The organism is Desulfitobacterium dehalogenans ATCC 51507 (assembly GCF_000243155.2).
GTDB lineage: Bacteria > Bacillota > Desulfitobacteriia > Desulfitobacteriales > Desulfitobacteriaceae > Desulfitobacterium > Desulfitobacterium dehalogenans.
On the sequence record NC_018017.1, the window covers coordinates 3,073,992 to 3,092,680 of the forward strand.

Annotated in this window: 17 protein-coding genes; 1 reads left to right on the top strand and 16 read right to left on the bottom strand. The window is 44.3% G+C overall.

What is annotated here, in order from left to right; translation table 11 throughout:
* Positions 1–3: 3 nt before the first annotated feature.
* From DESDE_RS14895 to DESDE_RS14975, 16 genes are all read right to left on the bottom strand, one after another.
* The gene (locus DESDE_RS14895; RefSeq protein ID WP_014794849.1) at positions 4–1,143 is read right to left on the bottom strand and encodes a D-alanyl-D-alanine carboxypeptidase family protein; all 1,140 of its coding nucleotides are present in this window, start codon (positions 1,141–1,143) and stop codon (positions 4–6) included.
* A 21-nt stretch (positions 1,144–1,164) separates the two neighbouring features.
* Positions 1,165–1,917, bottom strand: coding sequence for a polysaccharide deacetylase family protein (locus DESDE_RS14900; RefSeq protein WP_014794850.1), 753 nt, complete (start codon positions 1,915–1,917; stop codon positions 1,165–1,167).
* A 73-nt stretch (positions 1,918–1,990) separates the two neighbouring features.
* Positions 1,991–4,153, bottom strand: a complete 2,163-nt coding sequence (locus DESDE_RS14905; protein ID WP_014794851.1) for a polyribonucleotide nucleotidyltransferase — start codon at positions 4,151–4,153, stop codon at positions 1,991–1,993.
* 271 nt (positions 4,154–4,424) lie between these two features.
* Entirely contained in the window at positions 4,425–4,691 is a 267-nt protein-coding gene (gene rpsO, locus DESDE_RS14910) for a 30S ribosomal protein S15 (protein ID WP_014794852.1), read from the bottom strand.
* 120 nt (positions 4,692–4,811) lie between these two features.
* The gene (locus tag DESDE_RS14915) at positions 4,812–5,768 is read right to left on the bottom strand and encodes a bifunctional riboflavin kinase/FAD synthetase (protein WP_014794853.1); all 957 of its coding nucleotides are present in this window, start codon (positions 5,766–5,768) and stop codon (positions 4,812–4,814) included.
* Positions 5,769–5,928: 160 nt separating this feature from the next.
* Entirely contained in the window at positions 5,929–6,813 is an 885-nt protein-coding gene (gene truB / locus DESDE_RS14920; RefSeq protein ID WP_014794854.1) for a tRNA pseudouridine(55) synthase TruB, read from the bottom strand.
* Complete coding sequence (locus DESDE_RS14925) at positions 6,797–7,777, bottom strand: DHH family phosphoesterase (protein WP_014794855.1); 981 nt, start codon at positions 7,775–7,777, stop codon at positions 6,797–6,799. Before DESDE_RS14925 ends, truB begins: the two co-directional genes overlap by 17 nt.
* Positions 7,767–8,144 carry a 30S ribosome-binding factor RbfA gene (rbfA, locus tag DESDE_RS14930; protein WP_014794856.1) on the bottom strand — a complete coding sequence of 126 codons (378 nt, stop codon included), beginning with the start codon at positions 8,142–8,144 and terminating at the stop codon, positions 7,767–7,769. Before rbfA ends, DESDE_RS14925 begins: the two co-directional genes overlap by 11 nt.
* Before the next feature lie 24 nt (positions 8,145–8,168).
* The gene (gene infB / locus DESDE_RS14935; RefSeq protein ID WP_014794857.1) at positions 8,169–11,114 is read right to left on the bottom strand and encodes a translation initiation factor IF-2; all 2,946 of its coding nucleotides are present in this window, start codon (positions 11,112–11,114) and stop codon (positions 8,169–8,171) included.
* 43 nt (positions 11,115–11,157) lie between these two features.
* Positions 11,158–11,454: a L7Ae/L30e/S12e/Gadd45 family ribosomal protein gene (locus DESDE_RS14940; protein ID WP_014794858.1), complete on the bottom strand. Its 297-nt coding sequence runs from the start codon at positions 11,452–11,454 to the stop codon at positions 11,158–11,160.
* Positions 11,448–11,717 (bottom strand): RNase P modulator RnpM, encoded by a 270-nt coding sequence (rnpM, locus tag DESDE_RS14945; protein ID WP_014794859.1) that lies wholly within the window; start codon positions 11,715–11,717, stop codon positions 11,448–11,450. The genes DESDE_RS14940 and rnpM overlap by 7 nt, the downstream gene beginning before the upstream one ends.
* Positions 11,718–11,726: 9 nt before the next feature.
* Positions 11,727–13,205: a transcription termination factor NusA gene (nusA, locus tag DESDE_RS14950; RefSeq protein ID WP_014794860.1), complete on the bottom strand. Its 1,479-nt coding sequence runs from the start codon at positions 13,203–13,205 to the stop codon at positions 11,727–11,729.
* A gap of 45 nt (positions 13,206–13,250) precedes the next feature.
* Positions 13,251–13,709 carry a ribosome maturation factor RimP gene (rimP, locus tag DESDE_RS14955; RefSeq protein WP_014794861.1) on the bottom strand — a complete coding sequence of 153 codons (459 nt, stop codon included), beginning with the start codon at positions 13,707–13,709 and terminating at the stop codon, positions 13,251–13,253.
* A gap of 189 nt (positions 13,710–13,898) precedes the next feature.
* Positions 13,899–14,777 carry a DUF6612 family protein gene (locus DESDE_RS14960; RefSeq protein WP_014794862.1) on the bottom strand — a complete coding sequence of 293 codons (879 nt, stop codon included), beginning with the start codon at positions 14,775–14,777 and terminating at the stop codon, positions 13,899–13,901.
* 859 nt (positions 14,778–15,636) lie between these two features.
* Positions 15,637–16,167, bottom strand: a complete 531-nt coding sequence (locus DESDE_RS14970) for a hypothetical protein (RefSeq protein WP_014794863.1) — start codon at positions 16,165–16,167, stop codon at positions 15,637–15,639.
* 299 nt (positions 16,168–16,466) lie between these two features.
* The gene (locus DESDE_RS14975) at positions 16,467–17,147 is read right to left on the bottom strand and encodes a polysaccharide deacetylase family protein (protein WP_242831261.1); all 681 of its coding nucleotides are present in this window, start codon (positions 17,145–17,147) and stop codon (positions 16,467–16,469) included.
* 771 nt (positions 17,148–17,918) lie between these two features.
* On the opposite strand from DESDE_RS14975, the gene DESDE_RS14980 reads away from it, so the two are divergent.
* Positions 17,919–18,353 carry a hypothetical protein gene (locus tag DESDE_RS14980; protein ID WP_014794865.1) on the top strand — a complete coding sequence of 145 codons (435 nt, stop codon included), beginning with the start codon at positions 17,919–17,921 and terminating at the stop codon, positions 18,351–18,353.
* Positions 18,354–18,689 lie beyond the last annotated feature (336 nt).

Sequence of the window (18,689 nt, forward strand, 5' to 3'; positions counted from 1 at the left end):
CTTTCACTTCCCCTCTAAGAGATTCGTTAATCTCCCCTTTTGCTTGACAGGACTTTCGGCATAGAGTGGGGTGCTGCTTAACTTTCCTCCGTTCAGCCACACCTCATATGCTCCTAAGACCTCGCCGGCATTAATAGGGAGACTCTCATCCCTTGTCCAAACAATTTTCTTTTCAAGTTTTTCCTTATCTTTCTTTAAAATACTGATGTCAACCGGATTCTGAGCAAACGCTTTGACAGGTTCTGTATTTTTAGCGGGAAACTCGATGGTTTCTCCGGCTTGTATAATATTCAGTGTTTCTGTTTCGTCAAAACCCCATTCCAAAAGCTTTTGTGCATCTCCGAAACGGTTGGGAGCATGGAGAACAACGGCAATGAGCTGCCGACCGTCCTTCGTCGCGGCTGCTACTAAACATTTTCCGGCGGCATTGGTTGTCCCCGTCTTAACTCCATCGCTATAAGGGTAACTCCATAATAGTCTATTGGTATTTTTTAAGTTCATAAAAAAATCAGGTTCAATAAAATGAATTTCTGTTTCCTTCAAGCGAGTAATCGAGGTAAACGCTGGAATCTGCAGCCCATAACGAGCCATTAAAGCCAAATCATAGGCTGTTGAGACATGATTTTTGCCAGGTAGGCCGTTGGTGTTTTCAAAATTAGTATTTCTCGCTCCGAGAAGGAACGCTTTTTGGTTCATTAATCGAATGAAATGTTCTTCAGTACCCGCTATATGTTCTCCGATAGCCACGCAGGCATCATTGCCTGATTTAACCATAGCCCCTGTAACCAGTTCGTAAAGCAGAATCTTTTCCCCGGGGTCCAGATGAATGGTGGATTCGCCTACAGAAGCGGCTTTTTCGCTTACCACTACAAGTTCATCAGGTTTTCCCAGCTCCAGTCCGAGAATAGCCGTTATAATTTTTGTGGTGCTGGCCGGCGGCCTCTGTTTATGAGCATTTTTATCATAGAGTATATCTCCTGTTGCTGCGTCCATAAGTACCGCTGCATCAGCAGTAATTTTTAACGACGGTGTCGGTATTGGCTCTTGATGCGTGTCCATGGTTTGTGCATACACTGGAGCCGTATTTAAAGATAGTGAAATAAGAACGCAAACCACGGCCTGCATCCATTTTTGCCTGAACATTCTACCACCTCACATTAAAGTCTATGAGGTAGTATCTCCGACTCCTTCCAATGTTATCAGTTCATTTACAGTAATGAATTGGAATCCTTCATTGGCGAGCCGGCTTAAAATATTCGGCAAAGCTTTCACTGTGTTCTCTTTGGGATGCATTAATACAATGGCTCCTTCCCGGGTGGGCTTAATACCAAAGCGTACAGCCGGATCCACAATGCGCTTGGTAATAATCTCCGGTGTGCTTTCCGGACGCCAATCCACCGTATCCAAGGTCCAAAGGATGGTAGTATAGCCAAGATTTTCTGCGGCTTTAAGCCCTGAGGCTCCTTTTTCGCCATAGGGCGGTGCATAATACTTGGTCTTGGTTCCGGTAATTTCCTGGACGATCTTTTCCGTCTTAAGAATTTCTTCCTGATTGGCACTGATGGATATTTGGTCTGGATGAGGATGGGAATAGCCATGATTCTCTATGGCATGGCCACGGGCCTGGATCTCTTTCACCATTTCCGGATTATTTTGGGCCCAGCGTCCCGTAAGGAAAAAGGTTGCTTTTCCATTATATTTATCTAAAGCATCCAGAATACCGGGCAGAAATTCTCCGCCCCAGTCCACGTTAATGGTTAAAGCCATGACTTTTTTCTCGGTTTTGACTTGGTCTATGGGGGTGGGAAGATTAGCAACAATCCCCACCACTCTTTGTTCTATGAGTATGCCAAGAGCTAATACGAGAACAAGCCCGAGAAGCTTTAAGGTCTTAAATGGAACTTTAAAAACATACATTCGTCTACCCCCTTCCATTTAGATTTATGCAAGGGGGGACGAATGCAGAATAATTCAGGCTATTCTTCTTTAATTATTCCTTGGGTTTTTTATTAGCCGTATTTCCATTGGGATTAGGATTGGGCAGTGCTTCCTTCCGGGAAAGATTCAAACGACCTTGCTTGTCAATGCCTGTAGCCTTAACCAGGATTTCATCTCCCAGTTTCACCACATCCTCTACTTTCTCAACCCGCCCGTGAGCCAGTTGGGAAATATGAACCAATCCTTCTTTACCGCTTAATCCCAGAACACCAGGAATGACCTCTACGAAGGCTCCGAAGTCCATAACCCGGGTTACCCGGCCATTATAAATACGGCCTACTTCAACCTCTTGAGTGAGGGCCTGGATGATTTTAAGTGCGTTCTCACCGGCCTCCCCATCTACTGCAGAAATAAAGACACGGCCATCATCTTCAATGTCGATCTTAACACCGGTTTCATCAATGATCTTCTTAATAGTCTTTCCGCCAGGTCCAATAACCTCACGAATCTTATCTGGGTGAATGGATGCCGTAATGATTCTTGGGGCATAGGGTGAAAGCTCTGGTCGTGGTTTTTCAATCACGGAGAGCATTTTATCAAGAATAAACAGACGTCCTTCTTTCGCTTGAGTAAGGGCTCTCTCCAAGATCTCCTGGGACACCCCTTTGATTTTTATATCCATCTGCAAAGCTGTTACACCTTGACTTGTTCCTGCCACTTTGAAATCCATATCCCCATCATGGTCTTCCAGTCCCTGAATGTCCGAAAGAATAGCGATATGATTTTCCTCGCTGATCAAGCCCATGGCTATCCCGGCCACAGGGGATTTAATAGGCACCCCGGCGTCCATCAAAGACAGAGTGCTGCCGCATACTGATGCCATAGAACTGGATCCATTGGATTCAAGAACCTCAGAAACCAGACGAAGGGTATAGGGGAAGTCGTTTTCATTAGGAATTACGGGGAGAAGGGCCCGTTCTGCTAAAGCTCCATGACCAATTTCCCGACGGCCAGGTCCGCGCATAGGACGAGTTTCCCCTACGCTGTAAGGTGGGAAATTATAATGATGCATATAGCGCTTGGACTCTTCGAGACCTAACCCGTCAAGAATCTGTTCATCACCAACGGCTCCCAAAGTCGCCACCGTGAGCACTTGGGTTTGTCCCCGGGTAAACAGGCCGGTACCATGAGTTCTGGGCAACAGTCCGACTTCGATACTGATGGGACGAATCTCATCTAAAGCGCGTCCATCGGGTCGAATGTGTTCTACAGTGATTAAGCGGCGAACAATCTTATGTACGAAGTCTTCCAGAGTTCTATCAATGGCTTTCAGATCTTCAGGATATTGCTCTGCGAAATGGGCTAAAGCTTCTTCCTTAACTTGTCGGATGGCTTCTTCCCTTGCTTTCTTTTCTTCGGTGCGAACTGCCTGATCCATTTTGTCATAGGCAAATTCTTTGACCACCCGGACAATGTCTTCCGATATCTGCTGCATCACGACTTCTTGTTTGGGTTTTGCTAAATTTCTTTCCAGAGCTTCGCGGCGGTAGTTCTCGATAAACTCCGCAATACGTTGAATTTCGCGGTGACCAAACATAATGGCTTCCAGCATTTGAGTTTCAGGTACCTCTTGCGCACCAGCTTCTACCATCATCACAGCATCTTTGGTCCCGGCAACGGTAAGATGCATGACGCTTTTTTCGGACTGTTCAACTGTGGGGTTAATGATAAACTCATCGCCGATTAACCCTACGGTAACTGCAGCTACCGGTCCTTCGAAAGGAACATTGGAAATCGTCAGCGCAGCCGAAGCTGCATTAATCCCTGTAATGTCGGAGGCACAATCCTGATCTACCGACATGACTTGAGCAACAACTTGTACATCGTTGCGATAACCCTCGGGGAAAAGAGGCCGAATCGGCCGGTCGATGAGGCGCGCAGACAAAATAGCCTTCTCACTGGGGCGCCCCTCCCTCTTAATAAAGCCTCCGGGAATTTTCCCGACGGCATAGAGTCTTTCTTCAAATTCAACGGTCAACGGAAAAAAATCAATACCTTCCCTTGGTTGAGCACTTCCAGTAGCAAATGCTGAAACAACGGTATCTCCATACCGGCAGAAAATGGCACCGCCTGCTTGCTTACCGATTTTCCCGGTTTGGAAGGTCATTGTCCTGCCGCCGACCTGGATCGAACGTTCAAATACTTCCTGTGTCACAATGGAACCTCCTTAAATTCTCTCCAACTATTTTCTTCTTAACTTGATTCATCTTCGACATATTGTTATTATTTCCTGCATTTAGATTAAAAAAACTAATTATATAAAGAAAACCTGATTTCGCTGAGCCGCAGCGAAAGGGTCGTCTTTGGTTGCCCTTATGCTTAGAAAGTATAGTGCGTAAGTTTATACTTTCTGACAGTGCAAAAAAGAGAGACAGAAATAGTCTGCCTCTCTTTTCTCTCCATATTATAGCGTTCTGTGGACAAAATTAACGGCGTAAGCCGAGATCAGAAACAATTTTACGATAGCGATTGAAGTCCATATCTTTCAGATAGTTGAGCAGAGCACGGCGTTGTCCAACCATCTTCAAAAGACCACGGCGGGAATGATGATCCTTCTTATGGGTCTTGAAGTGCTCAGTCAAATAGGTAATGCGCTCAGTGAGCAACGCGATTTGTACTTCGGGAGAACCTGTATCTCCTTCGTGTTGTTGGAATTTCGCAATAATTTCTTTTTTCTTTTCCGGTGTCATCATGGGTGTCTACCTCCAATAATTATAAAAATCGCCTACTGCCCAGAATTGCGACGGAGAACGCAAGCCCGAGCGAGCGGTTCTCATGTATTTTACTAGAAAAATTCCTATTTGTAAAGGAATTTAATGGCCATTTACTGCTTGAATAGGGTTTCTGAAGATTCCTTCCAGTACTTGCTTAACTTTTAAGGCATCCCGATCAAGCTGCCCCTTCAGTTCGCCAAGGCCATTGAATTTTCTTTCATCACGAATCTTCTCTTCGCAGCATATTGCTAATTCCATGCCATAAAGATCTCCACTAAAATCAAAAAAATGAATTTCTACAGTAAGGGCATATTCCTCATGAAACGTGGGCTTCATGCCAATATTCATCATACCATGGACAAGGCGTCCCTCGATCTCAGCCCATACGGCATAGACTCCCCGTTTGGGAATAATCAAATCTTCATAAATCCTTAAGTTTGCGGTAGGATACCCTAAGTCATGGCCACGTTTTTCTCCTTCGACCACGGTTCCCACAAGCTTATAGGTCCGGCCCAATAGCTTCTTGGCTTGGACGGCATCCCCATTAAGCAAAGCCTTGCGAACGGCTGTCGAAGAGATGACCTTGCCCTCAAAAGTCTGGGGCTGGAGCACACTCACCCCAAAGCCATAGTCTTGTCCATAACGCTGAAGGTCCTCCGCAGTCCCTTTTCCCAAGGCACCAAAGGAATAGTTGAAGCCGACAACAATATGAACGACGCCAAGCTTTACAAGTATATCTCTAACAAACCCTTCTGGAGAAGTATCGGCCATTTCCTTGGTAAAGGGTACCAAATAAACCCGATCAACACCGATTTCGGAAAACAACCGCATCTGCTCTTTTTGAGTGGTTAAGAAGCCGATGACTCGTTCCGGAAAAAGCAGCTTCAAGGGATGAGGCTCGAAAAGAAGAACGGCAAGGTCCACACCTTTTTGAGCAGCTTGTTCCAAACCGCTTTTAAGCAAGCGTTGATGTCCCAGATGCACCCCGTCAAAATTCCCTAAAGCCAATACGCATTGGGTCTCAGGGGTTGACGGTAATTCTCGAATGATTTGCATAGTTCCCCACCTAACTTTCCCTCAGCACTAACTCTATTTTTTATACTGTCAGAAAGTATAAGCTTGCGCACTATACTTTCTAAGCATAAGGGCAACCAGCGGCTTCGCTTCATTTCCGAGCATGCGTTTAAGACTCAGCGAAACCGGGTTTTCTTTATGGTTAAAAAACTTTGTAAGGACAGAGGGCCTGCTCTCTCCAAATACCTATACCTAAGAAATTTCCTTCACTAAAGACTTGAACCTCACACCCCTCATCCGTCTTAGCCCCTTCTTCAACTTGACTTTTCGAGGTGGAAAGTCCATTGCGAAAAGCCAAAGCTCGCTGAGGTGGCAAGATAACCCGAGGTAAGTCCAGTACTTGAGTGAAAGGAATCAAGAATGAATGATCATCCTGCTCCATAAAGCTTTGAATGGCCTCCAAGGACAGACTCTCCTGAATACGAAAGGGTCCGGAACGGAGGCGGACCAGATCAGACATATGTGCCCCACACCCTAAAGTCTGCCCCATATCATGGCACAAGGTCCGCACGTATGTGCCCTTTGAACAGTCCACTTCAAAAATGGCCTTAGGGTATTCCCCCGCTATCCATTCCATGAGCTGCAAATGATCAATGTGTATCTCCCGGGATTTTCTTTCAACTTCCAGACCTTGACGGGCTAATTCATAAAGACGTTTCCCTTGATGCTTTACAGCAGAAAACATGGGAGGAATCTGCCGGATCGAACCAAGGTACTGGGGGATGATGTGTTGAAAATCCTCAGCACTCACATGAGCCGGTGCCTTGTTCAGAATTTCTCCAGAAGCATCCTGGGTATCTGTGATAATTCCAAAGGTCATCTCACAACGGTATGATTTCCCTTGATTGGTGATATATTCAGCCAAGCGTGTTGCTTTCCCCACACAAATCGGCAATACTCCCGTTACTTCGGGATCCAATGTTCCCGTATGCCCAATCTTCCGGGTGTTCAAAATTCTCCTTAAACGAACCACCACGTCAGAAGAAGTCATCCCTGAGGGTTTAAGTACATTAATGACTCCGTCCAAGTTTGAGCTCCTCCTCAATGGATTGTCGAACCATCTGTTTTGCTTCTTCCAGGGAAACATGCAAGGTACAGCCCGCTGCCCGTTTATGCCCCCCACCACCAAAACTATCGGCAATTCTGTTAACATCCAACCAGCGATTAGAGCGGAGGCTTACACGTATGGTATCGGGTTTCGATTCTTTAAATAAGACTGCCACTTCCACCCCTTCTATGGTCCGGGCGTGATCGATCAGTCCTTCGCTTAAACTCTCCTCAGCACCGCTTTCCTCAAAATCTCGTTTCCTTAAGGTCATCATCCCTATTTGCCCCTCTGCAAAAATCTGCAATTGGTTTAAGCCACGGCGCAATAATTCTAACTTAACCATAGGGGTTTGGTCAAAAACGAAATGATGTATATCACCTAAGTTTATACCGGCGTCGATAAGCTCACCTGCAATCTGATGAGTCTTCGACGTGGTATTGGAATACTTAAAGCACCCGGTATCCGTCAACAATGCTGTATAGAGATTCGCCGCGATTTCCAGAGTTAACTCCACATTAAGCCGGCGTATTAAAGCATAGGCAAGTTCACCACTGGCTGCAGCATGGCTATCCACCCAATTAATCTTGCCAAAATTCTGATTGGAAATGTGGTGGTCCAAATTTAGGATTACGGCCTCCGCAGGCAGATCTTCCCTTTGCAATTGAACTCGTTGTAAATCTGCGCAATCCACAAAGAGCAGGGTTTCAGGGAGAGGATTAGGCATTGATCTTGCGATCTTATCAACACCGGGCAAAAAACTTAAATTTCGTGGAATCGGGTCCGGGTTAATCATAGCTACTTCTTTCCCCAAAGCCTCTAAAGCCAAGCCAATTCCCAACATTGATCCTATACAATCTCCGTCCGGGGATACATGGGAGAAAAGCGCCACTTTAGGCGCTTTTCTCAATTCCTCTGCCATTTGATTGATAACACTATTCATCATGGGATTCGCCCTCGTCTTTTTGTTCCTCATGCTTTACTCCCCGGAGCAATTGGGCAATATGGGCACCATGCTCGATGGAAGTATCATATTTGAACACGATCTCAGGAGCATGCCTTAAGCGCACCCTTTTACCGATTTCGCTGCGTACGAAGCCCGCTGCCTTTTTTAAGGCATCCAATGAATCCTTAGCCTGCTGAGAGTCACCCAAAACACTTATATAGACTTTAGCACTGCCAAGGTCATCGGCTACTTCGACACTGGTCACGGTAACAAAGCCAATCCTAGGGTCCTTGAGCTCCTCTCGAATCAACTGGGATATTTCTTGTTTTAAGGTCTCTGCGAGCCTATTCGAACGATGTTTAGCCATGTGGTCTCCCTCCATAGGGGTGAATTATAGTTCTCGTTTCACTTCTTCCATGATAAAGGCCTCTATAATGTCTCCCTCTTTAATATCGTTGAAGTTTGCTACTCCAATACCGCATTCATAGCCTTCCACAACTTCTTTGGCATCGTCCTTGAAACGTCTCAGGGATTCCAGATCTCCTTCATGAATGACTATGCCATCACGAATGACGCGGACTTTGGAGTGTCTTGTAATCTTGCCGTTGAGAACATAGGATCCGCCGACAGCTCCAACTTTGGGAACTTTAAAGACTTGGCGAACTTCGGCCCGGCCTTGTACCACTTCCTTGAAATCAGGATCCAACATGCCTGTCATAGCCGCTTTGACATCCTCAATCGCATCATAGATGACCCGATAGAGACGCATATCTACCCCTTGCAGTTCTGCCGTTGCTTTGGTATTGGCATCGGGGCGGACATTAAACCCAATGATGATGGCATTGGAAGCCGCAGCAAGCATGATGTCTGTCTCCGTAATCGCCCCAACCCCTCCATGAATCGGGTTGACTCGGACTTCGCTGGTGGATAGGCGGAGGAGCGATTGCTTCAGAGCTTCAATGGATCCCTGAACATCAGCCTTGATAATAACATTCAGCTCTTTTACTTCCCCTTCTTTAATCCGATCAAAGAGGTCTTCTAAGCTGACTTTAGTCGTCTGCCGCACTTCCTCAGCCTTCCGCTCGTTAGCACGCGCTTCAGCAATCTGACGGGCATGTTTCTCGTCGTCAACTACATTAAAGACTTGACCGGCTATGGGGACCTCATTTAACCCCTGTACCTCGACAGGAGTGGATGGGCCGGCTTTCTTAACACGGCGTCCTTTGTCATCCACCATGGCACGGATGCGGCCAAAGGCGGATCCTGCGAGAATAATATCTCCAACATTTAGGTTTCCTTTGGAGACGAGGACTGTAGCCACAGGTCCTTTTCCTTTATCCAATTCGGCTTCAATCACTGTTCCGGTAGCACTTCGATTGGGGTTAGCCTTAAGCTCTTTAATTTCTGCAACAAGCAGAACCATCTCTAAGAGCTGTTCAATATTCATGCGGGCTTTTGCCGAGACAGGCACCGCGATGGTGTCGCCACCCCATTCTTCAACGACCAGTCCATATTCGGTCAATTCCTGCTTAACCCGATCCGGGTTAGATTCTTCTTTATCAATTTTGTTGATTGCTACAATAATCGGTACATCCGCCGCCTTGGCATGGTTGATAGCTTCAATCGTTTGGGGCATCACGCCGTCATCTGCAGCGACAACAAGAATGGCAATATCCGTAACTTGAGCCCCGCGGGCACGCATTGCTGTAAACGCTTCATGGCCCGGGGTATCAAGGAAGGTGATCTTTTGTCCATTAATTTCTACCTGATAAGCACCAATATGCTGAGTGATACCACCCGCTTCCGATGCAGTGACCTTGGTTGTCCGTATAGCATCAAGGAGTGACGTTTTACCATGGTCAACATGGCCCATGACCGTGACAACCGGAGGACGTGGCCGCAGTTCAGCTGGATCGTCTTCAATCTCTTCGATCACAGTAATTGGTTTCTCTACCTTAACCTCTACCGTTACTCCCATTTCTCCCGCAATGATGGTGGCAGTTTCAGAATCAATCTCTTGATTGATCGTTGCCATGACTCCTAAATCCATCAGCTTTTTAATCACTTCTCCGGATTTACGACTCATTCTCGATGCCAAATCCTGAACTGTTAAAGTTTCCGGAATAACAATATGCTTTGGCGCAGTATCACGTATTTCACGTGGCGCTGGTTTCATATTCCGTTTATTATTTCGTGGTGAACGCATCTCTTTTTCCATCTCTTTTTTGCGTTCAAAAGGCCGATCTGGTGTTTTCTTCTTTTCACCGATTTGACGCTTAGGCGGTTGCTCTACCGCTGGTGCACTGGGAGTTGCAGGTGGTCTTTGAGGTGGTCTTTGTCCTTGAGGACGATCTCCCATCGGTCTTTGTCCTTGAGGACGGTCTCCCATCGGTCGTTGCCCATAAGGACGATCTCCCATCGGTCTTGGTCCTTGAGGACGATCTCCCATAGGACGTTGCCCTTGAGGACGGTCTCCCATGGGACGTTGCCCTTGAGGACGGTCTCCCATGGGACGTTGCCCTTGAGGACGGTCTCCCATCGGTCGTTGTCCATAAGGACGATCTCCCATGGGTCTTTGTCCTTGAGGACGATCTCCCATCGGTCTTTGTCCTTGAGGACGATCTCCCATAGGTCTTTGTCCTTGAGGACGGTCTCCCATCGGTCTTGGTCCTTGGGGACGGTCTCCCATAGGCCGTTGTCCTTGAGGACGGTCTCCCATCGGTCTTGGTCCTTGAGGACGGTCTCCCATGGGTCGTTGTCCTTGAGGACGGTCTCCCATCGGTCTTGGTCCTTGAGGACGGTCTCCCATCGGTCGTTGTCCTTGAGGACGGTCTCCCATCGGCCGCTGTCCTTGAGGGCGATCTCCCATGGGTCTTTGTCCTTGAGGACGATCTCCCATAGGCCGTTGTCCTTGAGGGCGATCTCCCATAGGCCGTTGTCCTTGGGGACGATCTCCCATCGGTCTTTGTCCTTGAGGACGATCTCCCATCGGTCGTTGTCCTTGAGGACGATCTCCCATCGGTCGTTGTCCTTGGGGATGTCCTTCCCCTTCTACTCGGGAACTTTCCACTTGTGAGCTTTGAGATTTATCATGATTCCCTTCAACTGAACCTTGAGCTAAGCTTTTACTTTCTTGTGTCGGAATACTTTTTTTAGGTTCCACAACCTGCTCTTTGCCCTGCGGCTTTTGATTTCGAGTCCGAAGACGATTGGCCTCATGATCTTCGACAGCACTCAAATGGTTCTTTACATCGACACCTATACTTTCCAGGCGACTCATCACTTCTTTACTGCTTAAATTTAATTCCTTTGCTAATTCATGAACACGTATACTCAAAATACCACCCCCACATATTCAGCGCACATTATCTTTCCAGGCGTCAACTCCTTATCTTTAGTATGGCCTTGGCAAATCCTTCGTCCATAACCAAAATCGTTGATCTTGGAGAGAGCCCGACGGCGATCCCCAAGTCTTGTTTAGTCCCAAGTATCAAAACAGGCAAGCGAAGGTCTTCCGCCCATTTCCCATATTTTTTATGGGTTCCCGGAGCGTCTTCGGCCAAAATGAGGAGAAATCCCTTCCCTTTCTTTAACATAACCTCTATCTGTGACTCTCCGGAGGTAATCTTTCCCGCCCTTCGGGCTAATCCTAAGAGAGAGTAGATTCGTTCTAACACTCCCCACCCAACTTCCTTTCCAGTTCCTCAACCACTTGAGGAGCCAATTCAATTTCCAGGGCTTTTTGGAATCGCTTACCCTTTACTGCTGCTTTAAAACACTCGACTTGCGGGCAAATGTATGCGCCACGGCCATTCCGTTTACCAGTGGGGTCAAGCTCCACAGCTCCCTCTGGTGTGCGGACTACGCGAATGAGCTCCTTTTTCGGCTTCATTTCTTGACAGCCCAAACACATTCTTAGCGGAATTTTGCGTGTCTTCATAGCACTCACCTACCTTTTACCTTTGGCTTTCTTCTTCTTCTCCTTGCGGCTGTTTTTCTCATCAGCATCAAAGTACTTCATCATGGCCCGATCCCGTTCCGTCAGTTTTTCTTCCTTGCTCTCTGACTCTGCGAGGGTATAGTCTTCCTTGTCAGACCCTGCATTGCCTGATGTTACTTCGTATTCTTCGCCCTCTTCGTATGGAAGTTCCTCTTTTTCGTAATTATCGAAGTCTTCGTACTCGGAATTTTCATCATAAACCAGCTCATCATCATAGTTCTCATCGTATGAGGTTTCATCGTATTCTGCATTCTCTTCATATTCTTCATCGTATTCGCTATACTCTTCATATTCATTATAGTCTTCATACTCTTCATATTCTGCATAATCCGCGAATTCATCATACTCTTCGAACTCTCCCAGCTCCTCATTCTTCTCGGGAATGAGATTTTGAGCCAAGGCCTGAGATTCACTTTTAATGTCAATCTTCCAATTGGTCAACTTCGCAGCTAAACGTGCGTTTTGACCTTCTTTACCGATAGCCAGGGATAATTGATAGTCAGGAACTACGACCAAAGCAACTTTCTCATTGGGCTTAGGGTACACACCGACAACTTTGGCAGGGGAAAGTGCATTAGCCACAAATTCTTCGGGATCTGTGGAAAAATTTACGATATCAATCTTTTCACCCTTCAGCTCGGTAACAATGGTTTGAACACGGCTGCCTTTAGGGCCTACGCAAGCACCCACAGGGTCCACATTGGGATCCCGGGAATACACAGCGATTTTAGAGCGAGCTCCCGCCTCCCGGGACACTCCCTTAATCTCAACCAGGCCGTCATGGATTTCCGGCACTTCCAGTTCAAACAAACGTTTAATCAGCCCAGGGTGAGTACGGGATAGCATAACCTGAGGCCCTTTGGTTGTCTTTTTGACTTCCACTACAAAAGTTTTAATTCGCTCAAAGGGTTGATAGGTCTCACCAGGGATTTGTTCTTGTGCTGTCAGAATAGCTTCAACCTTACCTAAGTCGACAATGACATTTTTCTGATCATAGCGCTGAACAACTCCGGTAACGATATCCCCTTCCCGGTTGATATATTCATCGTAAATCATGCCCCGCTCAGCTTCACGAATTCTTTGCACCACCACTTGTTTAGCAGTCTGAGCAGCAATCCGCCCAAATTCACGAGGCGTGACTTCGTATTCCACCACATCATCAATGGCATAGTTAGGGTCAATCTTCCGTGCTTCTTCCAGACTTACCTGAGTCCGTGAGTCTTCGACCTCATCCACCACGTTTTTCCGGGCAAAAACCTTGAACTCTCCGGTCATACGGTCGATATGTACCCGGACATTCTGTAACGAAGCAAAATTTTTCTTGTAAGCAGATATTAGAGCAGCTTCAATAGCTTCAAACAGAATATCCGCTGAGATCCCCCGTTCCTTCTCCAATTCATGGAGGGCCTCAATGAACTCCATATTCATTTTTTATTCTTCCCCCTTATATTATGTTCCAAAACATAGTCAAACCTAGAATTCAAAGGTCAAATGTGCTTTATCCACTATCGATCTGGGAATAGCCATTCTTTCCTTTTCATATTCCAAAACGATGTCGTCTTCAATTAAACCGACTAAATAACCAGTAAACTCTTTATATCCGTGATAAGCTTCTTTAGTCAGGACCCGTACAAGTTTTCCTGTGAAGCGTTCAAAATCTTCATCCTTCTTCAGAGGGCGCTCTAATCCCGGCGAAGAGACTTCAAGCATATAAGCTTGAGCTATAGGGTCATGCTTATCCAATACCTCGCTTACCAAATGGCTGACATTCGTGCAATCGTCGATATCAACCCCGCCCTCTTTATCGATATAAATACGGAGATACCAATGTGCACCTTCCTTAACATATTCGACATCAACCAGCTCAAGGCCTTGTTCGGTTATAACAGGTGCAATGATCGCCTCAACTTGTTCCATGATGGATTCTCCCATAGCCATCCTCCTATTATTTTTAATAACCACTATGACTAGTGTTGCGAGGGTTTTAATGTGTTATACAAAACAAAGGAAAGAGTGGGTTCAAGACCCACTCCTCTTCGGCTGCAATAGAATTTCTCTTCTTTAAACTATAGCACATACCAGGGAATTGTGCAAGCTATTTGAAATGATTCGATAATTTCTTTAAGCAGTTGGTAATTCTACCTCCGGGGCATTCATAGCTTCCTCAGGAATAGTGAAGTCCTGGGCGCTATTTTGGTTTAAGATCGTGTATTCCATAAATATTTCTGCATCGGAGAAGATGTCTTTTATCTCTAAAGGCAACTTCGGGTCTTCGGCCAGAGCTTTACCTAAGTTTCTCATATTTTCGGATAGATCCATCTGACACTTCAGCGTATCAAGGGTAACTTTATCAACCCAGATTGTATAAACCATATCTCCTATTTGGGAAAAGACATCCGGATTGATAAGACCATTCCCTACGCCGAGCGTATTGCCAGCTGTTTCTTGAAAGATCTGGTCAAAGATATCCCCTGAAGCCACTAGCTTTATCTTTAATGTATCCTTCTCACCGATTTTTTCTTCCCCAAGGATTTCTGCCGAAACAAGATGGTCCATAAACAATTTAAGGTTATCTTTGGGGTCCATGTACATCTTTTCCGTCATTGCAGGATCATCGAAAATGATCTTTTGCCAGTTGTTCTCGATATTCTGATAGATAGCCATTTTTTGCTTATTTTGCACTACATACTGCTCTAAAGTCATTTTTTGATCCATTCCGGGAATATTGGCCTCCATGACCATTTTCATTTTGATAGGGTTTTGAAACACGGCTCCTTTTCCTGTCATGGACATATCCAGAACCTCTTCTCCCACAGAAAACTTCATAGTCATAACCATGTCCATATCATAGCTCTTAAGCCCATACCACTTTGCAAAGGATTCCTCAACGATCTGTTCGGGACTTTTTCCTTGGCTTAAGTTAGTCGTCCCCGTAGAACAGGCTGCGAGAACCAGTGTACACATTAGAATAAGTATAAGAGATGAAATCTTTTTATTCATTCCAGTTATGCACTTCCTTCTTATTAATTTTAATAGGACTTTGGAAGATTATATTTACCAATTAATATTAGCATAGAAATCTCGCCTCTGATAGCTGAATAATCAAATACCCAGGCAGAAAAATATGGAAGAATCTAGTTTTTCAGTTTCTTCCCTTTAAAAAAACTCCTAACACAATAACTATTACGCCAGGGAGTACATTTACTGGAATTCTATGAGTAACAACCAAAAAAGAGAGATTTGAATTGAATGAAATTTGCTAAAAATAGCATATATATCTAGCCCAATAACTGGAGTAACTCCACATTTTTCCGGAAAGAGTAATCTATATTTGAAATAGGAAATTTCATTTCAATGACTGAAAGGGACGGATTAGTGCCTACTTCTTTATAAATTGGTTCATTCTCATCCCCAATAACCTTTATCAAGGATAAATCTGGGTTAAAGCTAAGTATTACTAAGCATAAAACTGGCTCGTTATTTTTCTGGATCATTATATAATCAAGATAGGTATCTGCTGACCTTTCCAGCAAATTTTTAGTTCATCTAAAGTTACTATTATATATCGGCTATAGGATCGACGTTCAATAAGGGCTATCCCAGAATTTAATCTTCCATCCATCCCGTCTATATTACAAGAATATAAATATGCCCTTAAATTGCTTCCAAATTATTGATAGCCGTATAAAAAAGATTTGGTACGCATTGAACGACCAAATCGCAACAAAACAATTTTAATCTTTTATAGCATATATAGAGGCATTTCCATTCATAGACATTTCGATTTTGAAGGAAAAGAATTGATTGGCTTGTCACTGTGTACTCTCGTACTACATCTAGTAACCCATAGTTCTAATAGCTATTTTGTAAATTTAAGCGCCTTTTGTATGATACCTGAATTCACTGAAAGATCGTCTATTACCACTTTTTGTCCCTTCGGGCCAGTCTGCCACTCTTTAAATGTTACACAATAAAAACCTGGAATCCCCATTTCATTGGCCGTAAGTTCCATAGCACCAGCTATCGGTTGATTTGGTGAATAAACTACCTCCAGCTCTTGATGCCAAGTCCATCCTGCTTGCTCACCAGATAAATACTGCCATAATTTTGCCTTTTGCCAAGCACCAGGAAGGGGGATATCTCCCCTTAACATTGGATCAAAAAGCTTATCCCACTTTCTTTCCAAAAAGATGACATCGGTTGCTTTAGGATCCCAAGAAACAGCCGGTTGGTTATGAAGAAAAGCCTCCCAATTTTCTAAAGTCCCTTTAAACATTCTTCCTTGAGGGTTATAGCCGTAATCATCAAAAGCAGCAAACGCTCCTAAGGGAATAGATAAAAATATTATTACGAATAAAACTAATGGAATAAGTCTTTTTTTGCCCCTCATATGATCCCTCCTTTAATTTCTTTTAATACCATTTAATGTTATGCATTCGCCAAAAAATAGCTATTTCCTTCCTAAAATTGATAGTTTATGTAAAAAACTTCAGAGTTTCTTTAATTCCTCAGAGCTAAGCAGCTCGTTTTTCTTTCATTTCCAAGAATCAGTTTTCTACCGGAGCGAATTACTTTCTCTGCATTACAGATTTTTCACCTTTAGAATAAAAACGACAATGACTCCCTTAAGTTTTCCTTCGGAAGTCATTTCTATGAATACTGATTCAGGCATGAAAAACCGACATCACTTTATGGAAACAAGCTTTTAAAAGCATCAAAGGACATGCCGCCGGGAATGCGGACTCTTTTTAAGGCTAAAGGTTTATCCCCTAAATGGACTTTTCCAGGTTTAGTTGTAAAGCCGAGCTTATATCCCAGCCGGGGCATTATTTCAAGTGTTTTATCATTGTAATTGCCCGAGGGAAAGCACAAAGCATTAATATTTCTGCCCACATAGCTTTCTATCTCTTTTTTTGATAAGGCAAGCTCTTTTTCAAGTTGATTAGATGAAAGAATTGTTAGATCTGGATGGGTTCTCGTATGACTTCCGATGCTGTTTCCTTGATCTGCAAGAACACGAATTTGCTCCCAGTTCATCATTCCGGGACCAACTGAATCAGTTATGATAAAAAAAGTCGCCCGGAAACCATTCTCTTGTAAAATCGGCCAGGCATCTTGATAATTATCCAAATATCCATCATCAAACGTAATCAGAATCGGTTTGAGAGGAACTGGTTTTTCATGTATCAAAGCTTGGTAAAATTCTTCCAGTGATAGGGCGGAATAGTTACGGGATTTTAACCACTTCATTTCCTCAGTGAATTGGGCAACAGGAACCCCTAAATTATTTCCAGGGATGGTACTGATGGAATGATACATGAGCACAGGTATCCCATCAGCAGGAAATGCGCTTAACGATTGTTCAATCAAGGGACTTCCTTTCTCTATTTGATCCTTTTGAGGGGTTTCCGAAACATCTGTATTCTTTGACTGGCTGACAGATAAATTATCATCCGAAATGTTCACAGCATTATTGGGAGCAGAGGACTCTGCCTGGGACCTTTCGCTATGATCTGATCGACCAAGGTTTTGTATGTGGGAACATCCATTGCTCAAAAGTAAACAGGATAAGATAATCAATGCTGTCAAAAGATGCTTCATCATCTAACCTCCGCTGAACTGTTTTTAGTTAAAAAGAACCAAATCAATATATGTTCCCCTCATAAAATCAAATTACTATCGGGATCATCAGATAATATATAATACATCACCTAGGATGTTTCTATTCAAACTGCATTTTTCAGGTGGATAAAATACTTTACTTGTATTCCATAAGCAAAAGGGCGTGTCGCAAAACGTTAATTTAAAATGTTGAGCGACACGCTCCTTTTTATCATGATCGGATAAGAAAACACCTAAAATGCAGGCTTATATCCCACTTTAGCCCTGATCTGGGCACAACGAAGCAAGGGAAGTCTTTCCCCTTGTGGATAACTTTTTGGGTTTGATCAGGCTGTCTGTAAAACACGGGTTCAGGACAATATCCTCACATCAAAATTTTTTGAAAAATAAGAACTTTATCAATTTAGTGCTATAATAATATAAAACCCCAGCATAGAATGGAGGTGTGAGTAATAAACCTCCTTTTAATGGTAATTCATCCCTATTATGCTATTGATTGCACCAAGGAGGTGATTCGTCATGAAAAGGGCATTTGTTATTTTGATAACGTTACTACTTCTGCTTATACCGACATTTTTAATAGCGGAGGAAGAGAAGAAAGCGGATGTAGAAAAACCAAAAACGATGTACGAAGTCGCACAAAAATTATATAAAGAGTATAACATTACGCCTCCAAGCGATTATGTGCCGCCTGCGGATAGCTATGTAGAAATGGATCAAAAGGCCTTGGATGAATTTGAACGACTTATGAGAGATGGATATGAACGAAATAAAAAAGTTAACATTGAAAATGAAAAGAAAATTAAAGCAATTGAAGCTCTAGATGGTGTTAAGTGGATTACTGGCTCTATCCCCATAGTTACTGTTAAAGTTCTAGACGATGGTAGCTGGATTATTCTCTCTATTGAAGAAACTGAGCTAATACCAAGGCCGGAAACTGACACGATAGAATAACCTGTTTTTGTGAATAAAATAAGCTTTTAGTAACCGCCGTAATGGAGGGTAAGCAGAATGCTGCACCACTTCTGATTACGGCGCTTTGTTTTTTGTTGCACTTGACCCCAGGGCATATATTTAATTGACTCCCAAGCCTCCATATTTGACCTCTATGCAGCCTTTCATGCGGGCTGTGGCTGGCCCGTTTGGATTTACCCGTATTTGCCCTGGCTATGATGAGTTAAAGGACACTTTATTGAAAACATGCATCCCACTCCGGCCCGCTGCAGCCAGCCGGGCGGAGACGCCGGCCAGCCAGAACTAGATACATAAAAGTATCTCATACATGCCGCC